Annotated in this window: 19 protein-coding genes; 14 read left to right on the top strand and 5 right to left on the bottom strand. The window is 30.3% G+C overall.

Features of this window, described 5'->3' with window-relative positions; translation table 11 throughout:
- Nucleotides 1-90 precede the first annotated feature (90 nt).
- Nucleotides 91-690, bottom strand: coding sequence for an acetate uptake transporter family protein (locus F3K33_RS13530; protein WP_039771060.1), 600 nt, complete (start codon nt 688-690; stop codon nt 91-93).
- A gap of 694 nt (nt 691-1,384) precedes the next feature.
- On the opposite strand from F3K33_RS13530, the gene F3K33_RS13525 reads away from it, so the two are divergent.
- Nucleotides 1,385-2,401 carry a pirin family protein gene (locus F3K33_RS13525; protein WP_039771058.1) on the top strand — a complete coding sequence of 339 codons (1,017 nt, stop codon included), beginning with the start codon at nt 1,385-1,387 and terminating at the stop codon, nt 2,399-2,401.
- 126 nt (nt 2,402-2,527) lie between these two features.
- Here the strand turns inward: F3K33_RS13525 and F3K33_RS13520 are convergent, their stop codons facing one another.
- On the bottom strand, nt 2,528-3,145 hold the full coding sequence (locus tag F3K33_RS13520; RefSeq protein ID WP_031276028.1) for a DUF2238 domain-containing protein: 618 nt from the start codon (nt 3,143-3,145) through the stop codon (nt 2,528-2,530).
- Nucleotides 3,146-3,440: 295 nt separating this feature from the next.
- Here F3K33_RS13520 and F3K33_RS13515 point away from each other — a divergent pair, with 295 nt between their 5' ends.
- The 5 genes from F3K33_RS13515 (at nt 3,441) to F3K33_RS13495 (ending at nt 9,563) form a co-directional block, all read left to right on the top strand.
- Complete coding sequence (locus F3K33_RS13515) at nt 3,441-4,649, top strand: aldo/keto reductase (RefSeq protein ID WP_084670526.1); 1,209 nt, start codon at nt 3,441-3,443, stop codon at nt 4,647-4,649.
- A gap of 713 nt (nt 4,650-5,362) precedes the next feature.
- Nucleotides 5,363-7,630: a discoidin domain-containing protein gene (locus F3K33_RS13510; RefSeq protein WP_039771056.1), complete on the top strand. Its 2,268-nt coding sequence runs from the start codon at nt 5,363-5,365 to the stop codon at nt 7,628-7,630.
- A gap of 426 nt (nt 7,631-8,056) precedes the next feature.
- Nucleotides 8,057-8,233, top strand: a complete 177-nt coding sequence (gene rpsU, locus F3K33_RS13505; RefSeq protein WP_012058882.1) for a 30S ribosomal protein S21 — start codon at nt 8,057-8,059, stop codon at nt 8,231-8,233.
- A gap of 252 nt (nt 8,234-8,485) precedes the next feature.
- On the top strand, nt 8,486-9,118 hold the full coding sequence (locus tag F3K33_RS13500) for a YkgJ family cysteine cluster protein (protein ID WP_023975608.1): 633 nt from the start codon (nt 8,486-8,488) through the stop codon (nt 9,116-9,118).
- A 196-nt stretch (nt 9,119-9,314) separates the two neighbouring features.
- On the top strand, nt 9,315-9,563 hold the full coding sequence (locus F3K33_RS13495; RefSeq protein ID WP_023975607.1) for a hypothetical protein: 249 nt from the start codon (nt 9,315-9,317) through the stop codon (nt 9,561-9,563).
- A 160-nt stretch (nt 9,564-9,723) separates the two neighbouring features.
- On the opposite strand, the gene F3K33_RS26395 is transcribed toward F3K33_RS13495, so the two are convergent.
- Nucleotides 9,724-9,861, bottom strand: coding sequence for a hypothetical protein (locus F3K33_RS26395; protein WP_167514414.1), 138 nt, complete (start codon nt 9,859-9,861; stop codon nt 9,724-9,726).
- Nucleotides 9,862-10,179: 318 nt separating this feature from the next.
- On the opposite strand from F3K33_RS26395, the gene F3K33_RS13490 reads away from it, so the two are divergent.
- Nucleotides 10,180-13,353 carry a DEAD/DEAH box helicase gene (locus F3K33_RS13490; protein ID WP_039771054.1) on the top strand — a complete coding sequence of 1,058 codons (3,174 nt, stop codon included), beginning with the start codon at nt 10,180-10,182 and terminating at the stop codon, nt 13,351-13,353.
- A gap of 546 nt (nt 13,354-13,899) precedes the next feature.
- Here the strand turns inward: F3K33_RS13490 and F3K33_RS13485 are convergent.
- On the bottom strand, nt 13,900-16,155 hold the full coding sequence (locus tag F3K33_RS13485; protein WP_023975604.1) for an SPFH domain-containing protein: 2,256 nt from the start codon (nt 16,153-16,155) through the stop codon (nt 13,900-13,902).
- Between the two features lie 720 nt (nt 16,156-16,875).
- On the opposite strand from F3K33_RS13485, the gene F3K33_RS13480 reads away from it, so the two are divergent.
- Complete coding sequence (locus tag F3K33_RS13480; protein WP_039771052.1) at nt 16,876-17,796, top strand: ATP-binding cassette domain-containing protein; 921 nt, start codon at nt 16,876-16,878, stop codon at nt 17,794-17,796.
- Nucleotides 17,793-18,518 (top strand): ABC transporter permease, encoded by a 726-nt coding sequence (locus F3K33_RS13475; RefSeq protein ID WP_039771050.1) that lies wholly within the window; start codon nt 17,793-17,795, stop codon nt 18,516-18,518. The genes F3K33_RS13480 and F3K33_RS13475 overlap by 4 nt, the downstream gene beginning before the upstream one ends.
- Nucleotides 18,519-19,105: 587 nt before the next feature.
- Here F3K33_RS13475 and desB read toward each other — a convergent pair.
- Nucleotides 19,106-20,152: a Delta(10) desaturase DesB gene (gene desB / locus F3K33_RS13470; RefSeq protein WP_023975601.1), complete on the bottom strand. Its 1,047-nt coding sequence runs from the start codon at nt 20,150-20,152 to the stop codon at nt 19,106-19,108.
- A 314-nt stretch (nt 20,153-20,466) separates the two neighbouring features.
- Here desB and F3K33_RS13465 point away from each other — a divergent pair, with 314 nt between their 5' ends.
- From F3K33_RS13465 to F3K33_RS13445, 5 genes are all read left to right on the top strand, one after another.
- Nucleotides 20,467-20,775, top strand: a complete 309-nt coding sequence (locus tag F3K33_RS13465) for a PTS sugar transporter subunit IIB (protein ID WP_023975600.1) — start codon at nt 20,467-20,469, stop codon at nt 20,773-20,775.
- 28 nt (nt 20,776-20,803) lie between these two features.
- Nucleotides 20,804-22,054 (top strand): PTS sugar transporter subunit IIC, encoded by a 1,251-nt coding sequence (locus tag F3K33_RS13460; protein WP_023975599.1) that lies wholly within the window; start codon nt 20,804-20,806, stop codon nt 22,052-22,054.
- 80 nt (nt 22,055-22,134) lie between these two features.
- The gene (locus F3K33_RS13455) at nt 22,135-23,445 is read left to right on the top strand and encodes a 6-phospho-beta-glucosidase (RefSeq protein ID WP_023975598.1); all 1,311 of its coding nucleotides are present in this window, start codon (nt 22,135-22,137) and stop codon (nt 23,443-23,445) included.
- 19 nt (nt 23,446-23,464) lie between these two features.
- Entirely contained in the window at nt 23,465-23,770 is a 306-nt protein-coding gene (locus F3K33_RS13450) for a PTS lactose/cellobiose transporter subunit IIA (protein WP_012058871.1), read from the top strand.
- A 110-nt stretch (nt 23,771-23,880) separates the two neighbouring features.
- Complete coding sequence (locus tag F3K33_RS13445) at nt 23,881-24,975, top strand: N-acetylmuramoyl-L-alanine amidase (protein ID WP_039771047.1); 1,095 nt, start codon at nt 23,881-23,883, stop codon at nt 24,973-24,975.
- Nucleotides 24,976-24,984: the final 9 nt, after the last annotated feature.

The following is a 24,984-nucleotide window of genomic DNA, read 5'->3' as shown; positions in this document are numbered from 1 at the left end:
AATCTCAGGCTACTGTTGAACCTGAGATTTTGTTCTATGTATACATTTACTTTTTTGATAAATAGAGTAGTATAGTTAAAGTGACGATATCTATTTAATAATTGGACCTGGTGAAGGGTAGATTTGTCTGCCAAAAGCGGTATTAACAATAATTGCAGCTGCAAGATAAATTCCTAAAATACCTGCTATTAATAATCCAAAGGCAGGTATATTTGAAAAAATCTTTGGTAATACTCCTAAATCAATTAGAGAAATACAGAGTGAAGATAGATCTAAAGCTAAAATGATTAGCGACAACACTAATGGTGTTTTGAGGAATGCGGGTGTCCACATAATAAGTGAAATACTAAGTACTAACCATGCCCAACCATCCATATGCGTATCTAGGGAAATTCCGTTAGTTACCGCATTAAATTTAATGAGCATTTCAATTCCACCCGTTAACATAAAAAATGCACTAAAGAATAAAAATGTGTTTCCACCAGTAGTATTACCGCCTTTTAAATCAATTAAGGCAACTACAACTTGTACTACAAATCCTCCAATAAGCCAACATCCAAGAAGTGGTAAGGCTCCGCTTGTTACTCTTCCTGATAATAAGGCAAAAAAGCAGAAACTTGCTACTGCTAAAGCAACTAGGCCTGCGGGACTAGGATTAGACCATTCTTTCGTTCCGTTTACCTGGTTCAATATGATACCCTCACTTTCATAATATTATTTTAAAGTTTGGAGAAAAGATTATTTTTCCATCCTTTAAAGATAATTATATAGGATACAGTACAATTAATCAACGTTTTTCGAGCAATTTTGTTAATTATTTATCACCTTTAATAACCTTTTTTTACTTTATAAGTTAATAAGATAATATTAGTATTGAAAAATACTAATATATGAGTCTCACCGCTATTTCATTAAAATTTAGAAGGAAAAATTAATAATATGTAATATAAAATAATTCTATAGTAATATTGTTCATTTACGATATTGCATAAAAAGCGTGAAATTCATTGTTAAAGTTTTCTCAATTCATTTTATTAAATATAAATGGCTCAATATTTCAGATAGACTTACGGACTTTGCAAAGAATATATACACAGTAAAGAAATTTTTCTTATATACTACGTATTAATAAAATGCAATAAATTATTAGAAGCAATATACAAATCATGAAAGCTATGCTATAATTTTGTTAATAAATAATAATCATTATCAATTAATTACTTTTATAAATCTCATTGGATTTATAAAAGTAACACATAATAAAATGGAGAAAATTTAATCAATATATTTTTTTAAAATTAGATAATTCTAACTTGATTGATATTATAGGGGAATTATTAAAGATTATTTATAAATTATATGAAGTATCAAGGGAGGTTACGAAATGGGAAAAAATAATATACTTAAAATAAGCAAGCTAAGTTCACAGTGGCAGACAAGTGATCCTTTTATATTTTGTGCACATCATAAGGATGCTTATCCAAAGGGTAATGGTGAGATGGGACCAGATGCTTCTTTGTATGGGAGAACTATTGGCAACGACTTTAGAGGAATTGATGGATGGAATATGTATCATGGGGATACCATTCCAGGATTCCCTCAGCATCCTCACAGAGGGTTTGAAACAGTCACAATAGTTCTAGATGGATATGTTGATCATGCTGATTCAGCTGGTGCTACAGGACGCTATGGAGCTAATGATGTGCAGTGGCTGACTGCAGGTAGAGGCTGTAATCATACAGAAATGTTCCCTTTAGTTAATACTGAAAAGGAAAATCCACTAGAATTATTTCAAATCTGGCTCAATCTGCCTAAGAAAGATAAATTCGTTGAACCACATTATAAAATGCTTTGGGCAGAGGATATACCCGTTATAAACTCAAAAGACAATAATGGAAAAACAAGTACTGTAAAAATTATTTCGGGTACCTATAATGGTACTAAGAGCCTAGAACCTTCGCCTAATTCATGGGCAAGTAAAGATAATAATCATGTAAGAATATGTATTATACGTATGGAACCTGAAGCAAGTATAGAACTTCAAAAGGTATCTTCAACATTAAATAGAACTATTTATTTCTATGATGGAGAGACAATAAGGATTGAAGGAACTGATATTGATGTTTATAATAGTGTAAAACTTGCAGGTGATGAAGTTTTAAAAATAGAAAATGGCGCTAAGGAAAGCTGTATTCTGCTTTTAGAAGGAGAACCTATTGGAGAGCCAGTTGTAAGTTATGGACCTTTTGTTATGACATCAGATAAAGAAATTATGGATGCTTTTGCAGACTACAAGAGCACTGGCTTTGGTGGCTGGCCATGGGAACGTGACGATTTTGTTCATCCAAGAGAAAAAGGGAGATTTGCACGATATCCCGATGGAACCACAGAATTTAGATAATATTTTTAAAATAAAATATTAATAATAATCTATAAGAAAAAATTAAAGGCGTCTAAATTTACTAGACGCCTTTAATTAATGTGCAAATATAGACCATTTATCTTAAAAATATAATTAAAATCTATTTTATAAGTTGTCAGAATCACCAATAACTTCTGATGAAACTTTAAAGTTTACTTTAAAATTTTTGTAAGCGTAAATGCTAGTAAATAGGGCTCCAATACTTCCACAGATAATGTCCCCCATGGTATCCACTAGACTATTATTTTGGCTTCTAAGACCAAATAATCTATCAGTTGTAAACTCGTAAATTTCCCAGACTCCAGCCATAGCTATTGCAAAGAAAAGGCTAAAAAGGATGATTGTTTTCACATTAAGCTTATTTGTTTCATTTCTATTTATAAGCTCCAATATTAATGAACCTATATAGAATAGTATAACCCCTGATGACAAATGTTCTATTTTATCAAGGTAAGGTATAAATGAATAACCTTTAAATTCATTAGCAAAAAACATAGTAATAAAAATGAATGCTAAAACAGAAAATCTTAAACCAGTCGAAATTGGAATTCTACTTTTATTTATTAATACTTTTATAAAAGTTAACACTAGGATTATTAATATGGGTTGAAGCGTTCTTTGCATATCGCCTCTAATAAGAAAATAAATAGAACAAATTACAGCAAGAGCATTTAAAAACAACTCAAAGTAGTCATTAAAAACATAGTTTCTTTTAGTTTTCATTTTCTATTCTCCTGTCTTAGAAATTTTCATTTAGATTTTATAGTAATTAGATTTCTACATCTTAATCTGAACTCAGTATTTGCTTTACTATAATTTCAAATGCATATTTATCATTAAAGCAATTTACTAAGCGGTAACAACAATATTAGACTAAAATTAATTAACAATCAATCATATTTTAGAGTCAGAATTACCATATTCTGCTTAACGAAAGAATATTAGATCTGCTATTGGCAAAAAGTTCAATTTGTTATAATATACATATATTATATAAATTGTTGATGAGGTGGTTATAATGATGGATTCTGTGGAGGAATCTTCAAAAATGAAATATAGAGAAGATAAAAATGGAAATAAGTTATCAATTTTAGGTTATGGATGTATGCGTTTTACTAGAAAAGGAACCAACATTGATATAGATAAAGCAGAAAAAGAAATTATGGAAGCGATAAATAACGGTGTGAATTACTTTGATACGGCTTATGTTTATCCCGGTAGTGAGGCTACACTTGGGGAAATTTTAAAAAGAAATAAATGTAGAGAGAAAATATTTATTGCAACAAAGCTCCCACATTTTATGGTTAAGTCAAATAAGGATTTAGAAAAATATTTTAAAGAACAATTAAAAAGGCTGCAAACAGATTATGTTGATTATTACCTTATGCATATGCTTACTGATGTGCAGACTTGGAACAGATTAAAAGCATTAGGCGCAGCTGATTGGTTAAAAGAGAAAGTTCAAAATGGGCAAATTCGTAATGTTGGCTTTTCCTATCATGGAAATACAGAAACTTTTCTTCAGTTACTGGAGGTTTATGATTGGGACTTTTGCCAGATTCAATATAATTATTTAGATGAACATAGCCAGGCAGGAAAAAGAGGATTAAAGGCTGCTAATAAAAAAGGTCTTCCTGTAATTATAATGGAGCCATTACGTGGTGGAAGATTAGTTAATTTATTACCTGAAAAAGCTAAGAACATAATAAAGGAAAATTCAAAGAAACGTACTCCAGCAGAATGGGCATTTAGATGGCTTTGGAATCAGCCTGAGGTTACGTGCGTATTATCAGGAATGAACTCCCTTGAAATGCTTCGTGAAAATATAGATATTGCAAGTAATGTGGAGGTTGATGAATTCACCAAAGAAGATTTTGACTTAATAGAACAGATTAAAAATGAGCTAAATAGAAATATTAAAGTTGGCTGCACAGGCTGTGGATATTGTATGCCATGTCCTAAGGGGGTAGATATACCAGGAACTTTTCATTCGTACAATCTTATGTATTCTGAGAATAAAAAGTCAGGCAGGCATAATTACCTAATGTGTACTGCAGTGCGTAAAAATCCAAGCAGCGCTTCACAATGTGTTGAATGTGGTAAATGTGAAAAGCATTGTCCACAGCACATAGAAATTCGAAAAGAACTTAAGAATGCAAGCAGAGAGCTTGAAACACCTGTATATGAAATTGCAAAAACAGCAGTAAAATTATTTAAGCTATATTAATTCTATAGAAAGTCATCCAGTGAAATGGATGGCTTTTGCATTTTTTTAAGAATAAAAGAAATATTTATAAAAAGATATATTGAATATTTGCGTTTTGTTCTAAAATATGAATGTTTAGAGAAATGGGTGTTTACTTTGGTTTTTTATCAGAGTATTATCAATGTATAAAGTAAAGCATACACATCGCAAGCAGCATATCATAAAAATAGTCCTTTACATAACTATAAAATTCTCGTTTATAATGAAATCACCAATGAATAAAGCAATATTATTGATAGCTCATTTTCAAATGTTTTCTCCATATTATGACCCTTGTGGTTACAAATATATTTATGATTTCTAGTGAAGATATGAACTTAAAGTTTTAGCAACTTTGTAAATATAGTCATCTAATAAGCAAATTCTTGTTGTTTAGTAAATGGAAACACTTTGTGTATACGTTTTAATTAAGTTCTCTACATAAAACCTACTTCCAGTTACTAATTAAATAAATTCAGTTAAATAAGTTTAATAATATGATATTTATCTTCATCATGCTTAATTATAAAGCGCTTTAGTATTAGGTATTAGTGAAGTAAAATATAAAACTTAACCTCAAAACAGTTAAGTAAATTAATGTCTTTGTTGCAACAAAACAAGTAGAGTATTTTTAATTAAGAAGCTAATTATTCAAAATATAAGGTTAAATTGTATTTTTAGGAGGTAGTTTAATAATGATTAGGAGAAATAAAAGAATTTTATCATTAACTCTTTCAATAGCTGTCTTTACTACTATGTTTATGTCAACTTCATTTATCACAAAGGCTGAAACTTTAAGTTTAGGAGCAGACAGTGAAATTACCTCAAATGCATCTGCAGAAAGTGCAGCTGTAGCAACTAATATTGCGTTAAATAAGCCGTCAACCGCATCTTCAGTTACAGGTGGAAATACTGCTTCTTTAGCTGTTGATGGAAATGCTGGAACTAGGTGGGAGTCTGCTCAAGGCAGTGATCCTCAATGGATATCTATTGATTTAGGTGGAAGTTATAATATCTCAGGAGTAAAACTAAATTGGGAAACTGCTGCTGCAAAAGATTATAAGATACAAGTATCAATTGATAATAAAAATTGGATAGATACTTATACAAAAACAGGAGGAACAGGAGGAGTAGAAAACATAAATTTTAATTCTACTGCAACTGGAAGATATATAAGAATGCTTGGAACAGCAAGAACTACACAATATGCGTACTCTCTATGGGAATTTGAAGTATACGGTACTCCAGATGGTAATACAGCTAACAATGTGGATTTAGGTCCAAATGTTAAAATATTTGATCCATCAATGCCAAGTTCTGATATTCAAAATACTGTTGATAGCGTATTTAGTAAGATGGAGACAAATCAGTTTGGAAATGAAAGATATGCCTTTTTGTTTAAGCCAGGTTCATATAACGTAAATGTAAATGTAGGTTTCTTTACGTCTGTATTAGGACTTGGAAAAACACCAGATGCAGTTAATATAACTGGTGCAGTACGTTGTGAAGCAGATTGGATGGGTGGAAATGCGACTTGTAACTTCTGGAGATCGGTTGAAAATGTTGCTGTGACTCCAACTTATTCTTCTAATAATTTAGCGCCAGCAGGAACCTTAACTTGGGCAGTATCACAAGCTGCACCAATGAGACGTGTTCACATTAAAGGTGGATTGTCTTTATGGGATCCACTTGGAACTAATTATGATGGAGCTTGGTCTAGTGGTGGATTTATAGCTGATTCAAAGATTGATAATTCAATTACTTCCGGATCACAACAACAATTCTTTACTAGAAACAGTCAAATGGGATCTTGGAATGGCGCAAACTGGAACATGGTTTTTGTAGGGAATAATGGAGCACCTACAGATGACAATGCATATCCATCAACACCAGATACAGTAGTCAGTCAAACACCAGCTATTAGAGAAAAACCATTTCTGTATATTGATGATAGTGGAAATTACCAAGTTTTTGTTCCTGATCTTAGGAAGAATTCTCAAGGAATAACTTGGGCAAATGGTCTAGGACAAGGTACATCATTACCTATAGATCAGTTCTATATAGCAAAACCAGATACATCTACAGCTGAAAGCATAAATGCAGCCCTTAGCCAAGGAAAGAACATTATATTTACTCCTGGAGTATATCATCTTAGTGATTCTATAAATGTAACAAAGTCTAATACAGTTATATTAGGTCTTGGACTTGCAACTTTGATCCCAGACAATGGTACTGCCGCAATGAATATTTCAGATGTTGACGGAGTAAAAGTTTCTGGTGTTCTTTTTGATGCTGGAGCAAAGAATTCACCAGTATTATTGAAAGTTGGACAAGATGGAAGTTCTGCTGATCACTCAGCTAATCCTACAAGTCTTAGTGATTTATTCTTTAGAATTGGTGGGGCAGCAGTAGGAAATGCTGATACAAGTCTAAAAATAAATAGTAATAATGTTATAGGCGATGATTTCTGGGTATGGCGTGCAGATCATGGTACAGGAGTAGGCTGGACAGTTAACAACGCAAAAAGTGGTGTTATTGTAAATGGTAATAATGTTACACTATATGGATTGTTTGTAGAGCACTTTAAGGAGTATCAAACTATATGGAATGGTAATGGTGGAAAAGTATACTTCTATCAAAGTGAATTACCATATGATGTTCCAAATCAAGCATCTTGGATAAGCAATAATGGTACTCAAAACGGATATGCTTCTTACAAAGTGGCTGATTCAGTTACTTCTCATCAGCTTTTTGGATCAGGAATTTACTCATACTTTAGGGATGCTGTAGTATCAGAAAATAATGGAATAGAGGTTCCAAATGCATCTGGAGTTAAAGTACACCATGCATGTTCAGTATTTTTATCTGGTAATGGTGAGATAACACACGTAGTAAATAATACAGGTAATACTGCAAGATCTGGTAATATGAAGCAATCAGTTACTGACTATCCTAATTCTTAAAATTAAAAGCGTATAAATTTCTTGATTTTCGATTCGTAAAAAGAACTCTCATTTTATGTGGGAGCTCTTTTTCTATTTTAGGAACTACCTATGAAGGAAAAGTCTTTACAAAGTATAATAATTTCATTTTCGTAGAAAAATATAATGTAATTAAATCTGTAGGTAAATTATAAAACAATATTTTCAAATGATCTTGAATTCAATCACGAGAATAAAAAAATAAATTCACCTGTCAGATTTTTTTTATATACATTAAAAAGTGCAGAGGGCCACAGAATATCTAGCTTAGAAGTATCATAAGACTTTATTACTAAACTATTAGGGCATTGACAGCATTTTAGTAAATAATGTATAGTATATTATGAGTTTATATTTGTAAACTATTAATGTGGTTTACAATACAGCGCCGGAGGGAGGGATAAAAGTATGTCAGAAATTAAAGTAGGAGAAAATGAATCTCTAGAGCAAGCATTGAGAAGATTTAAAAAGAAATGTTCAATGTCTGGAATCCTTTCAGAGGCAAAAAAGAGACAACACTATGAAAAGCCAAGCGTAAAAAGAAAGAAAAAGTCAGAAGAAGCTAGAAAGAGAAAGTTTAAGTAATAAATTATAGCGTTACTAATAGTATTAACTATTATAATATAAAACTATTTTACTTACAAAAAAGCGACTTCCGCATTTTGTGTCTCGGAAGCATTCTTGGGGAAATTAAAAATTTACAGGTAGTTATTATTTAACTACCTGAATATTAACAGACTAAAAATTTTAGCCTAAAGTTGAAAATATTTTTTGAAAATTTTCTGCTTTAGGCTCTTTTTATTAAGAAAAAATAATTTGAAATAGAGGAACTATAAAATGAAATTACTATTTGATGGCGAAGGAAAAGTGAATTATGACAAAATTGCTAAAAATACAACAGTTAAAGATGTGTTAGATGCAATTGATATATTTTTAAATAATAATCCTCTTGATTGTAATGGGTGCGAGGAGAGCTGCTGCAAAAAGTCTTGGTCTGTGGAAATGGATAATGTATGTGTAAACAAACTAAGTAAGTGGGATAATGAAGCAGCTTCGAATTTTGTGCAAGAAAAGTTAGTTAAAAAGAGAAATTACTATAGGGATTTTGATCAGTATGTATTAGATAAGAAAACTGACTGTAATTTCATAACAGAAACAAATCTATGCACTATATATGAAGAGAGACCAGTAATATGTAGGCTTTATATCTGTAGCGCGAGAAGTTATAGGTATAATGTGATTAGAGAACTGATAGGAAGTACATATTTAAAAGCACTTGTGCTTGAAGAGAAGATTAGAAAGAACGATTTCCCTGAACAAACGATTGATAAATATAAAAGAAATCCAGCAGTTTTTGCTAAAGAATACGATATACTTTTAGAAGAAATATTTGATTATGCAGAAGATGAAGGCTGGCTTTACTCAGATGAAAGAGATGAATTGTACGAAGAAATACCCCTAAATCTTTAACATAATTTTCGGTATAAAAGCATTGTGCTAAAGTCATATACGCGCAGTGCTTTCTTATAGTCCAGATTTTTCTCAAATATAATTACAAGCAAGATGAATAAAAAATAACCATAAAAATGTAACTTTAGTGGAAATTAATTGAATAGAGGTATACAATAGTAATGTACATAAAAAATAAATAAAAGGACTTGATAAAATGGAATATCTATATTCAATATCTACAGTATTAAGCTACATATTTCTAGTATTATTTTTTATCAGAGTATTTATAAATAAGAAAGAAATCGACTTTAAAAGTAATAAACTTGAATGGCAGGTGCTTGCGAGTCTAATAATTTTAAGTATTGTACCAATGGCAAACACATTCTTAACTGGTTCAAGCATTTACTTTTCAATACTAATGAAACATGATGACTTTATAAAGCTTATGAACAGAGAGCTTTAGAAGAGTTTCAGGCTATCTATTATATATAGATAGTAACCCAGCTATTCCGACTTCAGAAGTATCAGTAAGATCTTGTTGAAGAAAGAATAACTGAACTTTCTATATGAAGTTAAAGTAAATTTATTTCAATTTACATTACCTTCCTTAGAATAATAATGTTTTATTGAGTTGTTTTTCCATTATCTAGTAACATTCGGCCAATAACCTTCTTAGGTCTTTTATTATTTTTAATGTTATTTCCCTTTTGTTTCTTTTCTTCTATTAATTTCTTCATCATTTCTATTTGTTTCTCATTCATGTTTATCCCTCCAGTGTAAGGCCTATTCATAAAATAACAAGTCGTAACTCTCGTATATTTTCTTTCATATGCCTATAATAAATCATATAATCCAAATGATTTTACAATTTTATAATTGATTGTATCATAGATTCAAAAGTTTATAAACGAAAATAGCAAATAATTAACTTATTCTAAATAAAATGATATAATTAAAAAATGTTTTTATAATATATAAAAAAGAACAGTAAAAGTTCCACATATTCATGTAAGTATGTAAATAAGTAGGGCAATAATTATAGTTATTAGATTATTAAATTAAAGGAATTGATTTGAGTTATGAATTTTAGTATTAAAAAATTATCTGAGAATTTTGAAGGAAAAATACAATTTCTAAAAAAACAAAAAGGAAACGAATTAGTTAGGGCTGGAAAGGTATTGAACTTAAGAGAAGTAGTTGACAGGGAAATGGAATTTATAGAGATTACTTCAAAAGTTTACTCTCAAACAAGTTATTCTCATTATGATGTAAAGGTGCTGATAGATGGAAATTCTAGCGAAATAAATGGTACATATTGCGATTGTTTAGATTTTCATAATAATACAACCCCAAGAAATAAGTATATATGTAAACATATATGTGCGGTATTGTCAAAATATATATTTGCAAGAAAAGCTAAAAACGAAGAGATTGCAAAGAAAGCCGAAAATATGGGGGAGGATATATTAAATAAGCTTAAAGTTTTAAAACATCCAAAAGAGAAAATTAAATTAGAGGTTAATTTAAACTCTAAGAAAACTAGTGGATATTTTCAAGCAGACTTTAAAATTGGAAACAAAAAAATGTATGTATTAAAAAGTGTAAAAGATTTTATAAAAGCGAGAACTGCAGGTCAAAATATTGAGTATGGAAAAGACTTTACCTATAATCCATTGGTGAATATATTTAACGAAATCGATGAAGATATAGTGGGGGTTATAGAAGAATATGTGGCTAACGATGAAATAACATATAGATATAGCAGTGGATTAATTGAGGGTAAATATCTCAATATTAATGATGTTTCTCTTAGACGTTTTTTACATATAGTAAAAGAAAAAAATATCACATATGATTTAGAAAAAGTTAAGATTATTGAAGATAATATTCCTTTAGAAATGGATATTGGTGAAAATAACGAAAAATATATTATAAAAATAAGTGAGGATTCATTTAAACCGCTAACTAGCAAATATGATGTTTTTTTATTTAATAAAAATATTTATTTGCCATCAAAGTCACAAATTGAGAGTCTTAAGATATTTTACGAGTATTTTAAAAATTTCAAAAGGCTGGAATTCAAAAAAGAAGCGGCTTTAGATATATTTAATGAAGTAATGCCAAAATTAGAAGTTATAGCTTCTAATATTAAAATAGATGAAAAAATTGATAACTTGGTAAAAAATGATTTAATAGCTGAATTCTTTTTGGATATAAGAAAGAAGCAAATAGTTTTAGATGTAAACTTAATGTATGGTGAAGAAAAATTAAAATATTTTTCTGGCCCAGAGAATAAAAATAAAATCATCATACGTGATTCAAATAAGGAAGAAAGTATTTTAGAAGTTTTAACTAACCTCAATTTTAATTATAAGGATAATATATTTGAATATGATGGAGATGAATATGATTTATATTTATTTCTTGGAGATAAATATAAAGAACTTGAAGCATTAGGGGATGTTTATTATTCAGATAGGTTTAGAGAGAGGAAAGTCTACTATACACCTAAAATCCAGGCCAATATTAAAGAGAGTGAAGATAACTTTTTAGATTTTAATTTTGAAATAGATGATATATCTCCTAAAGAATATAAGAATATTTTAGAGGCTTTTAATAATAAAAGAAAGTATTATAAGCTAAAAAATGACAGCTTTATTAATCTTGAAGGAAAAGAAATTCAAGATTTTCTTACCTTGGTTGATAACATTACAACCGGCAATAAGGAAGGAAAAATAAAATTACACAAAAATAAAGCTATTGTATTAAATGATTATTTGGAAAATAGCAACTTGTCATTTATAAAAGGAAAAAATGTTGTAAAAGACATTGCAAATAAGGTTTTAGAATTAGATAAACTTGAATATATTATGCCGGATAACTTGAAAACGCAGCTCCGAGATTATCAAATAACTGGCTTTAAGTGGTTTAAGAATTTAAGTTATTTAGGTTTTGGCGGAGTACTGGCTGATGAAATGGGACTTGGAAAGACAGTACAGACTATTGCATTTTTACTATCTGAAAAAGATAAGAAGTCTTTAATAATTGCCCCAACTTCTTTAATATATAATTGGAAAAATGAGTTTTTAAAGTTTGCCCCATCTATGAACATATGTGTTGTCCATGGTAATAAGAATGAAAGAGTAAAAAACATAGAAAGCATAGATGAATATGATGTGGTACTAACTACTTACGGTACTTTAAGAAATGATGAAGAAAATTATGAGAAATTACATTTTGATTATTGTATCCTTGATGAGGGTCAGAATATAAAAAATCCTTTGGCTCAAAGTACAAAATGCGTCAAAAATATAAAAGCAAAAAACAAATTTGTATTAACAGGAACTCCCATTGAAAATAACTTAATTGAGCTGTGGAGCATTTTTGATTTTATTATGCCTAATTATTTATATAACTCAACGTTTTTCAAGAAAAAATTTATAGATAATGACAGTTCTGCAATTGAACTTCAAAAATTTATAAGACCTTTCATGCTTAGAAGGCTAAAAAAAGATGTTATTAAAGAATTGCCTGATAAAATTGAGAAAAATTATTATGTGGAACTGACAAAAGAACAAAAGAAAGTTTATTCTTCCTATGTGAAAGATATTAGAGAAAAAATGGAAGCCGAAAATTTTGAAGGGGATAAGATAACTATATTTTCCTATTTAACAAAGCTAAGACAATTATGTCTCGATCCATCCATAGTAGTAGATAAATACACAGGAGGAAGTGCAAAATTGGAAGAAGCTTTAAATCTTATAGAAGATAACATAGCTAATGGACATAAAATCCTTTTATTTTCACAGTTTACGTCTGTTCTTAATAATATTTCTAAAGAATTATCAGAAAATAAAATTAAGCATATGTATCTAGATGGAAGTACAAAAGCAACTAAGAGGTCTGAACTTGTAGATGAATTTAATGGCAGTGATAAGTACAAGGTATTTCTAATTTCACTAAAAGCTGGCGGGACAGGACTTAATTTAACTTCTGCTGATATTATTATACATTTTGACCCGTGGTGGAACCCTGCCGTAGAAGATCAAGCTACTGATAGAGCCCATAGGATAGGACAAAAGAATGTAGTTCAAGTATTTAAATTAATTTCAGAAGGAACTATTGAAGAAAGAATTATAAATCTTCAAGAAAGCAAAAAAGAACTTATTAATGGTATTCTTGAGAGTGATTATAAGAGCGAAAACACGCTCGGAAGCCTTTCAAAAGAGGAACTTATAGAGTTATTTTCATAGGAAAAATATATACTATGCATTTTATATAAAGACTCATATGTTATCAAATATAAAGATTAAATAAGTATACGTTGTTAGAATATTCTGTTGACATAAATTGAGATGTATCAAAATAACTTTAAAAGTTACTTTGATACATCTCGTTTTTACAGATATGAAATTTAAAGATTTGGATTATTAGATAAACATATTTATAAAGTTGTTAAGAATTTAAATTCGTATCTCAACTAGAAATCGTAAATATATTTGTGGAGAAAACATTTGAAAATGAGCTGTTAAAGGTTCTTAAGCAGAGAATCCAAATCTTTGATTTGGTGAGAATCGCTCAGTGAACGAATGTGAGTCGAGTTTCCGCTATTGGTTGTTCCATTTTAGCTTGTCAAACTGAAAGTTGGAGCATGCTAAAATGGATACAACCTGCTGCTTATAATCTTCAGCGATATTTTCATAGCTTTTCGGAACAAAATATTTATGATTTTGGTAAGTTACCACATAAATTTAGTTTTAGAGTTGGATATCTATATAATAATAGAAGTAAAAATAGGTTTATACTTCAGGTTCCTTGGCTGAAATATTATCTTTCTTTTTAGCTATCTTTGATTCTTTAGAAGAACTATTCTCTGATTGATTAGTTATATCAGAATGTGCAGGTGTAACAGTATTTACTATTGATCCATTAGCACTAGCCATATTAGCTAAAATCATGCTTAAAATTCCTTCCATAGCATTAGGAGTTTTTCCATCAGCCCCTCCCATAATTACTGTTTGTGGTACAAGAGGGGATTTGCTTATCTTTAATGCTTCTGCAAAAGCAGTTAATACGCTTTGTTGTACTTGTAATTCAGGACCGCCATAAGCATCAACTAAGGCTTTAGCAGCAGTACCTTTTGCAAGACCAACCTTTGTTTCTTGTTCTGCAGTAGCTTCTGCAACAGCTTTGATATTTAAAGCTTGAGCTGCACCGACTTTTTCAAGTTTGAAAGCTTCAGCTCCAGCTTGTAATTCTACTTGTTTAGCATTAGCAGCTGCATTAAGTTCAGTAGCTTTAGCGTTAGCGGCAGCTTCAGCTTCTTTTGTATATCTTAAAGCATCAGCTTCTTGAGTTCTCTTGTACTTATCAGCTTCAGCAAGTTTTTGAGTCTTTAAAGCTAATTGTTCAGCAAGTTTTAATTCAGATTTACCTTTGTTATCAGCAACTTCTATATCGATACTTGATTGAGTAAGAGCCGCTTGAGCTGCACTTTTAGCAATTGCTTCATTAAGTTCTCTTTGTTTTTCTGCTGACTTTTGTTTTGCTTCATTTGTTTTAATTTCTTCCAATGCAACTTGTCTATCTCTAAGTTGTGCAAGGATTAGATCAATTCTCTTATCTGTTGAAGAAGCAGCAGGTGTACCAATTAATACTTCCTGTAATTCTAAATCATATAATTTGAATTTTTCCTTCATTTCTTTAGAAGCTTGTTCTTGAATAGCGCTTCTATCCTGTACCAATTCAATTAAAGTCTTAGTTTGTCCAATATTTTTAAAGTAACCTGCAACCATAGGATCTAGTGATTGTTCAATAAGAAGTTTAATATCACCAAATCTTTGGATTACTGAAGAAGCTTTTCTATAATCAATATTAAACACTACAGTAAGTGGAAGATTAGGTTCAAAAGCATCCTTAGTTATAAGATTAATTTCTTTTAAATTATCATCTAGTTTATGATCTCCAACCTGACCGCTAATCCATTTTAATATAACATTAGTAGTAGGAACTGGAATGATTTTACCTGCATAAGTATTAAATGGATACTTACCTGGCATCATACATTCTCTCCAAATACCTTTCTTGCCTTGCTCAACAAGTTCTCCATGAGAGTAATCTGATCCAGATACATCTTCACCTTTTTCACCAAAGTAACTAACAACAACACCTACATAACCAATATCTATAATACTTTTTGGAACTATGTCCACATTAGCAAATAACCTATTAATAAAGTAAACACCATCTGTCAATACCTGCATCTGCTTACCTTTTCTACCACCAGCAGCTAAGAATTTTTCAGGTTCTTGGAAGTTACTATGGTAATATTCATTTGTAATACCATCACCAACTATTGGAGCGATTATAGCTCCGTTATCTGGAGTAGGTCCTTCATTAACAGTTACTATACCAATTGTATCTTTAGTTTTAATATTGTTTCCAAATTCATCTTGCTCAAGATTTTTTGAGCTCGAGATAACTACAGGAATGAATCCATTAACTCTAAGCAAGTCACTTCTCATAGTTTCTATTTGCTCTGATTCATCCTTTGAAGTAAATATTGAATGTACTTTATCCTTTGTAATTATGATAAACTGAGCTAGATTAAATGCATAAGTACCTTCACGAAGAATTTGCCTTTGAGGACCTTTTTGTCCTCTATTATTTAAAAAAGCTACTACATCCTGAAAGGATTTACACTCAGGAATAACTTTTCCTAAAGTTTGTCCATCTGCAAGACTTTCTCCTGATCTTGCAAATACATAACCTATCTGCCCCTGTGGAATTGTTACAAGTCTTACTTTCTTAACCTTGTACTTAAAAGGAGTTTTAAAATGCACTCCAGCTCTTAGAACGTGTGGCTGATAACCAGCTTCACCTTTCAATGCAATTAAACCATCAGCAGGTACAGACCCTTTTAAACTCCACCATTTTTCTACTATACCTACCTCATCAGTTCCGATACTTGTAAATCCTATGCCATAGAGTAATATAAATAGCGCTAAGATTCCAATACCCACATAAATTAAAATTGATATCGTTTCTGAATTCATAAAATTCCCTCCATAAATTTATTGTCCTTTTTTTAGACATTTACTTGTTTAGGCACATGAAAGAAAATAATAGATCAAAGATGCGCTGAATATTTAGTGTCAGATAAGGAAGCAAATTAAGCTCATAGCAGGTTTATTAGCTAAATTTGCTGACGCAGTATGACGCGAAATAGGCAAGCATACTGGTTTATTATTTCTTTGATTGTGCCTTGATTGGTATAGATAGTAATATATTATATTAGGCATTAATTGTAAATGTCCAAATTAGTCAAATTTCTTCATTAGATTTGTTGCGGTTACCAATTAGAATAAACTAAACTTTATTATCTTTCTCAATATCGTTCAATCGCTTTAAATCTACCTCCTATACATTTACTTTTTAAGAATATTTCAATGCATGCTGATTTATGAGCACTTTTTAGTAATTAAAATATCAGAAATCCCTATTATTAAATTTTTTTAATGTTATGTTTGCATAAGCTAATACAATCTTATCACTAGCTTTAAAGGATTATCTCTTAGGCAAAAATGACTCTTATCTATTGAAATTATCTATGGTTCATCAATGATAATATAGATTGTATGAATCCAATAAATTAAGGCTTATAAAGTTTTGATACAATATTTTGTTATTTAGGGGTATAATGGGAGTGAAGCATGTTGAGAAACAGCTTCTATTTTACTTGAGAATATTTAATACAATTTGAAGGGAATATTAATATGAATTATATATTGAAAACTGATAATCTAACAAAACAGTATGGAACACAATTGAGTGTAAGTAACTTATGTATTAATATCGAGGAAAGGGACATATATGGATTTATAGGGAGAAACGGAGCAGGAAAAACAACTACTTTAAAGATGATCTTAGGATTGATTCCTGCAACTAGTGGTAAAATAACGGTTTTGGGAAAAGAAGTTAACAAAAAGGATATTTCTTATTTAAGAAATATCGGATCTATTATAGAATTTCCATCGTCTTATGAAAATCTAACTGCTTATGAGAATTTAAAACTTCATTCTAATTATATGGGATTGGAGGACAAGAGCATAATAGATGAATGCTTAGATAAGGTTGATCTTTTAAATGATAAGAAGAAAAAAGTTAAAGAGTACTCATTAGGTATGAAAAAAAGACTTGGTATAGCGCGCGCAATTCTTCATAAGCCAAAGCTTTTAATTTTAGATGAACCTACTAATGGATTAGATCCACTAGGAATAAGAGATCTTAGAAATTTCATACTAAGACTTGCTAGTGAGGACAATATGACTTTTATAATATCAAGTCATATATTAAGTGAACTAGAACTTACAGTGACTAAGCTTGGCATTATAGAAAAAGGAATTTTACTAAAGGAAGCTTCGATGAATGAGATCAATGATAGTTACGAGGAATATGTTGATGTTAAAGTTGATGATGTGAAAAAAGCGCAAAAAGTATTAAATGAAAATTTGAATTTAGATAGTTCATTAATTGATGACAACTATTTAAGGCTTAATATAAAGGGAAAAGAAATGAAAACAAACTATATAAGCAAAGCACTAGTAAATAATAGTGTGGAGTTATTTGAGTTAATTAAACATAAGGAAGGTTTGGAGGATTATTTTGTAAGGGTTTCAGGAGGTATAAGGTTATGATGAAATATATTTTAGCAGAGATTTTTAAGTATAGAAAAGCAAAGATCAAATTCTGTACAATAGTGCTATTTATTCCAACTGTTATTTCATTTATAATATATGGCTTTAATAAAAAATATAATTCTTTACTTTTATGGGAAGATTATTTAAATGTAATATTAAGTTTCCTAAATGATATTGTAGCTCCTATAGTTTATGGAATAATAGCTGCTTATATCTTTGGACATGAATATGAAACAAAGACTATGAATGTCATGTTTACGTATCCTATTAATAGAATGAAGCTTTTATTTTCTAAGCTTGCATGCATTCTTTATATTATAGCAATTACTTTAATCTTAATATTCTTTACTTCAATAATTTTAGGATTTTTACTAAAGCATGAAAGCTTAAATATGGATTTGCTTATATATTATTTCATATCATTTTTAAAGATGATAGTATTTCACTTTATGCTTGTTTGCATAACTTGTGCAGTGGCTATCTACACAAAAAATGTATTGCCAAGCATAATATTTGTTATTTCAGCTACTTTTGCAAATATAGTAATAGTAAATACACATTTATCAGCATTTTATCCATGGAGTGCACCAGTTTTACTGAGTCCACATGAAGGAGTTGGAAGAACCTTTATTCCATCTACTTTAAATATGATATCTCTAATAGTTATTTTTTTAATTGGGCTTGCTATATCAATTAGAAAATATAGATATGTAGAGTAAAGAAGTAGCATAAATCTAAGTTTAATGTTGTTTATATATAGGGTTCCATATTGAGAGCCGAACTTATGTGTATATCAGCCGAAATTGAACATATATTTGTTCAATATGACTATGAAAATTTCTCTGATCCAATATATTTCAGATTTTCAATTAGGAAACCTATAAATGATAAAAACAAAGACTTAAAGTAACTAACAGATACTTTAAGTCTTTGTTTTTATAAAAATCTAATATTTATGGCGAATTAAATCTTAATAATTTATATAGATATCCAATTTAAGAATTCGACTTATTAGATGAACAGATTTACAAAATTGCTAGAATTTTAAGCTCATATCTTTACTAGAAATCATAAATATATTTGTGAAGAAAACATTTGAAAATGAGCTGTTAAAGGTTCTTAGCTGTAGGTTGTTCCAATTTAGCTTGTCAAACTGAAAGTTGGAGCATGCTAAATTGGATACAACCTGCTGCTTAGAACCTTCAGCGATATTTTCATAGCTTTTCGGAACAAAATATTTATGATTTCGGCGAGTTGTATGCATAAGTTTAAGTCTCAATTAGTTTATATATATCTCTAATTCTATTTATAGATTATGATAAGAAATCTTATTAGGTTTTAATCCTTTTTCTAGTGAAGTATATATGCGTTTATTTCTTGGATCTATTAATTCCTCGTTATTATAATAGATTCTAGGAGTTTTCCAAAGAAGCTTCAAAGCACTTAAAAGTGGCATTTGATGATATCTATCTGGCCATAGTTTTAATATTTCTTCCTTTACTAGAGAATAGTATTTAGGATTCATTCCTGGAAATAGATGATGCTCTGTGTGGTAAGAAAAATTAAAATGTAGAACATCAAGCCACTTTGGAACTGTTACTGAAAGACTATTAACCAAAGGATCATTTATAGGTACAAGAGGATTTAATCTATGATTACTTGATATATAACACATTACAATGAAATTTCCTATAAGGAATGGAAGTAAATATGAGAAAATCCATTTATCAGTTTCAACTAAGAAGAATAAACCTATCCATATAATCCAAGGGAGTATAAACTGAATCCATAGTTTTATGCTTTTTTGTCTTTTAAATTCCTTAACATATATAAAAAACATGCGAGTTCCATGAAGTGTAAATGAAATACTTAATGCTGAGAAACTAAATAGTGAGCGAAACCACAAAGGAAGTTTATAAATGTACTTTATAAAAGCTCTATTACTAAATTGCTCAAAGCTCATCCAAGCATCTGGATCATTTATTTCATGTTGAGTATTAGCATGATGACTCATATTATGCCACTTAATCCAAAGGTTTGGACCTATGCTTAATGGCAAAAAAGCTATCCCTCCAAGCAAGTTCTTTAACCAATGTGTTTTTACAACAGTGCCATGTAAGATTTCATGCCCAAGAAATCCTATGGATGCAAAACTAAAGCCTAAAACTAAAGATATTAAAAAGTTTATAATGTTATTAAATCTACATAGAGTAATTGTGAGTATTCCACAAATTATAATAATTGTATATGCAAGTCCTCCAAACAGCCTTGAAGGTACTGGTTTAAATGCATTTTTAGGTAGTTTGGGGGATATCTTACTAGCATACCACCCTATATTATGAAGTTCTTTCATCGATTTTACCGCCTTTCGTGATCTATAAAGTATCAATAATATTTATCTAATCAACGTACATGGATTTAAAATATAATTTCCAAAGTACTTAATTTATGTTAACAATAATCATTATCAGTTGTCAATAATTATTTGTTAATATTCTTTTGCAAAACTAAATTTATTAATTTATGAAACAAAATTTCAAGCATAATCATTTTTTATGAAATTTTATTAAATTAAAACCAAAAGCGGGTAATAATACGGTTAGCACTAAAATACATATATTGTAAAGCAGCATTTAAATATATTGCTAATTGAAGGGGGATATTGTTATGAAAGTTTTAATGGTTTGCTCCGGGGGAATGTCTAGTGCAATTGTTGTACAAGCGATAAAAAAGGAAGCTGATAAAGAGGGATTTGATCTAGAAATCAAAGCAGTAGGAACTAGCGATTTTGAGGATGAAATTCAGCAAAATAAATATGATTTAGTTTTAGTTGCGCCTCAGGTAAGACATAGGTTAAATGGTTTTAAAGATCAAGCTAATGAATATAATCTTGAAGTAACTGCTATTGAACCAATGGGATATACACCACTTGGTGGAGCAAGAGTTCTTAAGCAAATAAAGAGCTATTGTAAGTAAAAACAGTAATAAAAGATAAGGAGGAAGTATGAATAAATTTTTTAATTGGCTAGAAAAGTACTTATTGCCACCAATGACTAAATTATCTGAGCAGAGGCACTTAAAAGCTATTAGGGATGGTATAGTATCTACTATTCCACTAATAATAATTGGAAGTTTTTTTCTCGTAATTGCAGTTCCGCCAAACGACTGGCTAAAGCAATTAGTGGCTCCATATGTTAATCAGATAATGTTTCCATATCGCTTAAGTATGGGCATAATGGCTTTATATGCATCTTTTGGAATAGCATATAATCTAGCAAAGTCATATAAGCTAGATCCTTTGTCTGGTGGAAGCTTAGGTCTTGCAGCATTCCTGCTTACAAATGTTCCATTAAATATTGATCCTAACGGCTGGATGTTATCGTTATCTAGTTTAGGTGGATCTGGTATGTTTACTGCTATTATAATGTCTATTTTTGCTGTAGAAATCTTTAGATTATGCAAAGAAAAAAATCTAACTATTAAGATGCCAAAAGAAGTCCCAACATCAGTTGCTAATTCTTTTGCAGCTCTTATTCCAGCAGCTTTTATTATAGTACCAATATGGATTATAAGAGATTTATTAAATTTTGATATTCAAAAATTTGTGCTAAGTATATTTACGCCTTTGGTAACTGCAGGTAATTCACTTCCTGGAATATTAGTTCCAATCTTACTTATTACACTTTTATGGGGATGCGGAATACATGGAGATTCTGTTGTTGGTACTGTTGCAAGGCCTATATGGCTTGCAATGCTTGATGCTAATGTAGCAGCTCAAGCAGCTGGACAGCCTATTCCTAATATAGCACCAGAGCCATTTTTTCAATGGTTTGTATGGATTGGAGGGTCAGGAGCAACTATAGGACTTGTAATATTAATGTTAGGCTCTAAATCAAGATACTTAAAAGATATCGCTAGAGCAAGCTTAATTCCAGGAATCTGTAATATTAATGAACCGGTCATATTTGGAGCTCCAATTATGTTAAATCCATTATTAATAATACCATTTATTCTTGGGCCATTAATTTGTGGGTGTGTATCATACTTTGCTATGACTTTAAATTTAGTATCTAAACCAGTTATTTTGGCACCATGGACATTGCCAGCGCCTATTGGTGCGTATCTTGCAACTGGTGGAGACTGGAGAGCAATAATTTTAGTATTAATAAATATAGCTATTGTAACTGCTTTATATTTTCCATTCTTAAAAGCATATGAAAAGAAATTAATTAAAGAGGGTATGGAGAATAATTAATAAAAATTGATTATAGTTTTGAATTTGTTATGCAGTTATTGTACAAATGCTGCATAACAAAATCAAGTTGGAGGCGCAAGATGAGTGAGTTGAAAATTGTAATAATTGGTGGAGGAAGCAGCTATACTCCAGAAATAATAGAAGGCTTTATAAAGAGAAAAGGCGAACTTCCAGTTAAGGAAATAGTTTTGGTTGATATAGAAGAAGGGAAAGAAAAGCTTAATATAGTAGGAGCTCTAGCAAAGCGAATGTGTGAAAAAGCTAATTTAGACATTAGAATTTCTTTAACCTTGGATAGAAGAGAGGCGCTACTTGATGCTGACTTTGTAGTTACACAATTTAGGGTTGGAGGATTAGATGCGAGGGCAAGAGATGAGAGATTCCCTTTAAAGTATAACGTATTAGGTCAGGAAACAGTTGGCCCTGGAGGTTTTGCAAAAGCTCTCAGGACAATTCCTGTAATTTTAGATATTTCAAGAGATATAAAAGAATTATGCCCTAATGCATGGCTTATTAATTTTACTAATCCATCAGGAATTATAACAGAAGCTGTATTGAAATATACAGATATTAAATGTATAGGCCTATGTAATGTTCCAATACACATGAAGATGGATGTAGTTTCAATGTTAGATGTGGACAGTAAGGATGTTTTTATAGAATATGTAGGACTTAATCATTTAGTATGGGGACGAAATGTATGGTATAAAGGCATAAATGTAACTGATAGAGTTATAGAAAAATTAAAAGATGGCGCAGAACTTACAATGAAAAATATATCAGATTTAAAATGGCCAAAGAAATTTTTAGATGCTTTAGGAATGATACCATGTCCGTATCATAGATATTACTATATGACAGATAGATTGTTAAAGGAAGAGAAAGAGGCAGCCAAAACTATTGGGACACGGGCAGAACAGGTAAAGAAAATTGAAGCAAGCTTATTTGAAAAATATAAGGATAAAAATTTAAATGTTAAACCACCTGAATTAGAAAAAAGAGGTGGAGCATATTATTCGGATGCAGCTGTATCACTTATAAGTTCAATATACAATGATAAAAAAGACATTCATACAATAAATGTTAAAAATAATGGAACTATTAAAGGAATTCCAGATGATTCCGTTGTTGAAGTTAACTGTTTAGTAGATAATAGAGGTGCGACTCCGCTATCTTTGACGCGACCTGTAGAAGAAAAAATTTTAGGCCTTATTCACAGTGTAAAATTTTATGAGATATCAACAATAGAAGCTGGAGTACATGGAAGTACAAATCAAGCTATAATGGCACTAGCTAATAATCCACTAGTCCCATCAGTAGATATTGCAATTGAGTTATTTGAGGACTTATGTTCATTAAACAAAGGATATTTACCGCAATTTAATAAATAATATTAGGAGATGAAGCTATATGGAGCAAGAAATATTCGAAATAATATCACATGCAGGAGATTCAAGAGCATATGCCTTTGAAGCTCTTGATGAAGCTGAAAATAAAAACTACGATAAAGCAGAAGAATTTTTAAAAAAGGCTAGAGAAGAACTTAAACTAGCTCATAGCACTCAGACAAAATTGATTCAGGCTGAGATAAATGGAAAAGGAATTAAAATAACATTGCTTATGGTTCATGCGCAAGATCAATTAATGACTGCCATGTCTGAAAATGTCCTAATTGAGAAAATGGTAAGAATGTATAAGATTATGAATGAAAAGTAAAATAAATTAAATATTATGTAATTAAATGAATAGTCTAAACAAATTTATGAAAAAATAGAATAAAAAAAATCTATATAGGATATAAAAAAATGTAGTGGAGGTAAGTATTTATGAAAAAATTTAAATGTATAGTCTTTGGGATTTTTTTAGTCTGTACTTTCATATTACCTGTTTCTTATTGTAATGCAGAAGAAACTACTACTACGACTGAAGCTAACAATAGCAAAGTTTATGACTTACAGCAAGATGCTTTTAAATATTATCAAGTTGAACATAAAGGAGCTTTAGGAATTCCAGTGTCCTACTCATGTACAGAATCTGAGGCCGGAGATATTAGAAAATATACCGTGGAGCCTAATTATTCTGAAAGCATTGATGGAAATAAAGTTGAAATACTTATTTCGCAGGTTAATGTTACTGGTGAATCTGATAACTTCGATTCAGTTTTAAAAGATAATAAATATATAAAGAATATAAAGCTAGATAAACTTGATAATAATACAGCAAAAGTTGATATTGAGACTTCTGGAAAACTTAATGTTAAAATAAATCCTGTAAAAAGGAGATATTCTTCCTTAGGGGACAATAAATATGAGTTTAAGACATTTATAGATGTTACATTTGAAGAAAAAGTTAAAGATAACTCGAACATAATAATTATCGACCCTGGTCATGGAGGCTCAGAGCTTGGAGCAACAGATAATTTCACTTATGAAAAACAGTTAAATTTGGATATATCTAAAAGAGTAAAAGAAAATCTTGAAAAAGCAGGATATCGTATATATATAACTAGAGATAATGATAGCAATGTTGGATTATTAGATAGAACAGATCCAGCAAATCTTTTGAATGCAGATTTATTTTTCTGTATACACAATAATTCACTTCCATTGGATGTTAATATGCAGTCTGTTTATATGTTTAGGGGAACTACGGTACTATATAATTCTACTGCTCCAAAACCAGGAAGAGAATTTGCAACAATACTCATGAGAGAAGTGTCAAGCACCATAAAAACTAACACATATCCACTTCAAGATAGGCCAAATCTCGCAGTGCTATCATCAGCGTGGTGCCCTGCAGTACTCATGGAAACGACTGTTGAGTGCGATGATGGTGATGCAAAGATGATGATGCATAGACTAAACAGCCAGAAAGTTGCAGATGCATCACTTAGAGCTGTAAATAAATATTTTATAAAATAAAAAAGAATC

It is taken from the genome of Clostridium beijerinckii (assembly GCF_008705175.1).
GTDB lineage: Bacteria > Bacillota > Clostridia > Clostridiales > Clostridiaceae > Clostridium > Clostridium beijerinckii.
Note: the sequence above shows the minus strand (reverse complement) of the source record. Positions and strands in the feature narration are given on the sequence as shown.

What these genes read in the sequence shown, in the direction of transcription:
- rpsU (WP_012058882.1), top strand. Translation starts at nt 8,057, where the DNA reads ATGTCAGAAATTAAAGTAGGAGAAAATGAATCTCTAGAGCAAGCATTG.
- F3K33_RS13450 (WP_012058871.1), top strand. Translation starts at nt 23,465, where the DNA reads ATGGAGCAAGAAATATTCGAAATAATATCACATGCAGGAGATTCAAGA.
- F3K33_RS13480 (WP_039771052.1), top strand. Translation starts at nt 16,876, where the DNA reads ATGAATTATATATTGAAAACTGATAATCTAACAAAACAGTATGGAACA.
- F3K33_RS13500 (WP_023975608.1), top strand. Translation starts at nt 8,486, where the DNA reads ATGAAATTACTATTTGATGGCGAAGGAAAAGTGAATTATGACAAAATT.
- F3K33_RS13515 (WP_084670526.1), top strand. Translation starts at nt 3,441, where the DNA reads ATGATGGATTCTGTGGAGGAATCTTCAAAAATGAAATATAGAGAAGAT.
- F3K33_RS13495 (WP_023975607.1), top strand. Translation starts at nt 9,315, where the DNA reads ATGGAATATCTATATTCAATATCTACAGTATTAAGCTACATATTTCTA.
- F3K33_RS13485 (WP_023975604.1), bottom strand. Translation starts at nt 16,155, where the DNA reads ATGAATTCAGAAACGATATCAATTTTAATTTATGTGGGTATTGGAATC.
- F3K33_RS13510 (WP_039771056.1), top strand. Translation starts at nt 5,363, where the DNA reads ATGATTAGGAGAAATAAAAGAATTTTATCATTAACTCTTTCAATAGCT.
- F3K33_RS13460 (WP_023975599.1), top strand. Translation starts at nt 20,804, where the DNA reads ATGAATAAATTTTTTAATTGGCTAGAAAAGTACTTATTGCCACCAATG.
- F3K33_RS13520 (WP_031276028.1), bottom strand. Translation starts at nt 3,145, where the DNA reads ATGAAAACTAAAAGAAACTATGTTTTTAATGACTACTTTGAGTTGTTT.
- F3K33_RS13490 (WP_039771054.1), top strand. Translation starts at nt 10,180, where the DNA reads ATGAATTTTAGTATTAAAAAATTATCTGAGAATTTTGAAGGAAAAATA.
- desB (WP_023975601.1), bottom strand. Translation starts at nt 20,152, where the DNA reads ATGAAAGAACTTCATAATATAGGGTGGTATGCTAGTAAGATATCCCCC.
- F3K33_RS13455 (WP_023975598.1), top strand. Translation starts at nt 22,135, where the DNA reads ATGAGTGAGTTGAAAATTGTAATAATTGGTGGAGGAAGCAGCTATACT.
- F3K33_RS13475 (WP_039771050.1), top strand. Translation starts at nt 17,793, where the DNA reads ATGATGAAATATATTTTAGCAGAGATTTTTAAGTATAGAAAAGCAAAG.
- F3K33_RS13525 (WP_039771058.1), top strand. Translation starts at nt 1,385, where the DNA reads ATGGGAAAAAATAATATACTTAAAATAAGCAAGCTAAGTTCACAGTGG.
- F3K33_RS13465 (WP_023975600.1), top strand. Translation starts at nt 20,467, where the DNA reads ATGAAAGTTTTAATGGTTTGCTCCGGGGGAATGTCTAGTGCAATTGTT.
- F3K33_RS26395 (WP_167514414.1), bottom strand. Translation starts at nt 9,861, where the DNA reads ATGAATGAGAAACAAATAGAAATGATGAAGAAATTAATAGAAGAAAAG.
- F3K33_RS13445 (WP_039771047.1), top strand. Translation starts at nt 23,881, where the DNA reads ATGAAAAAATTTAAATGTATAGTCTTTGGGATTTTTTTAGTCTGTACT.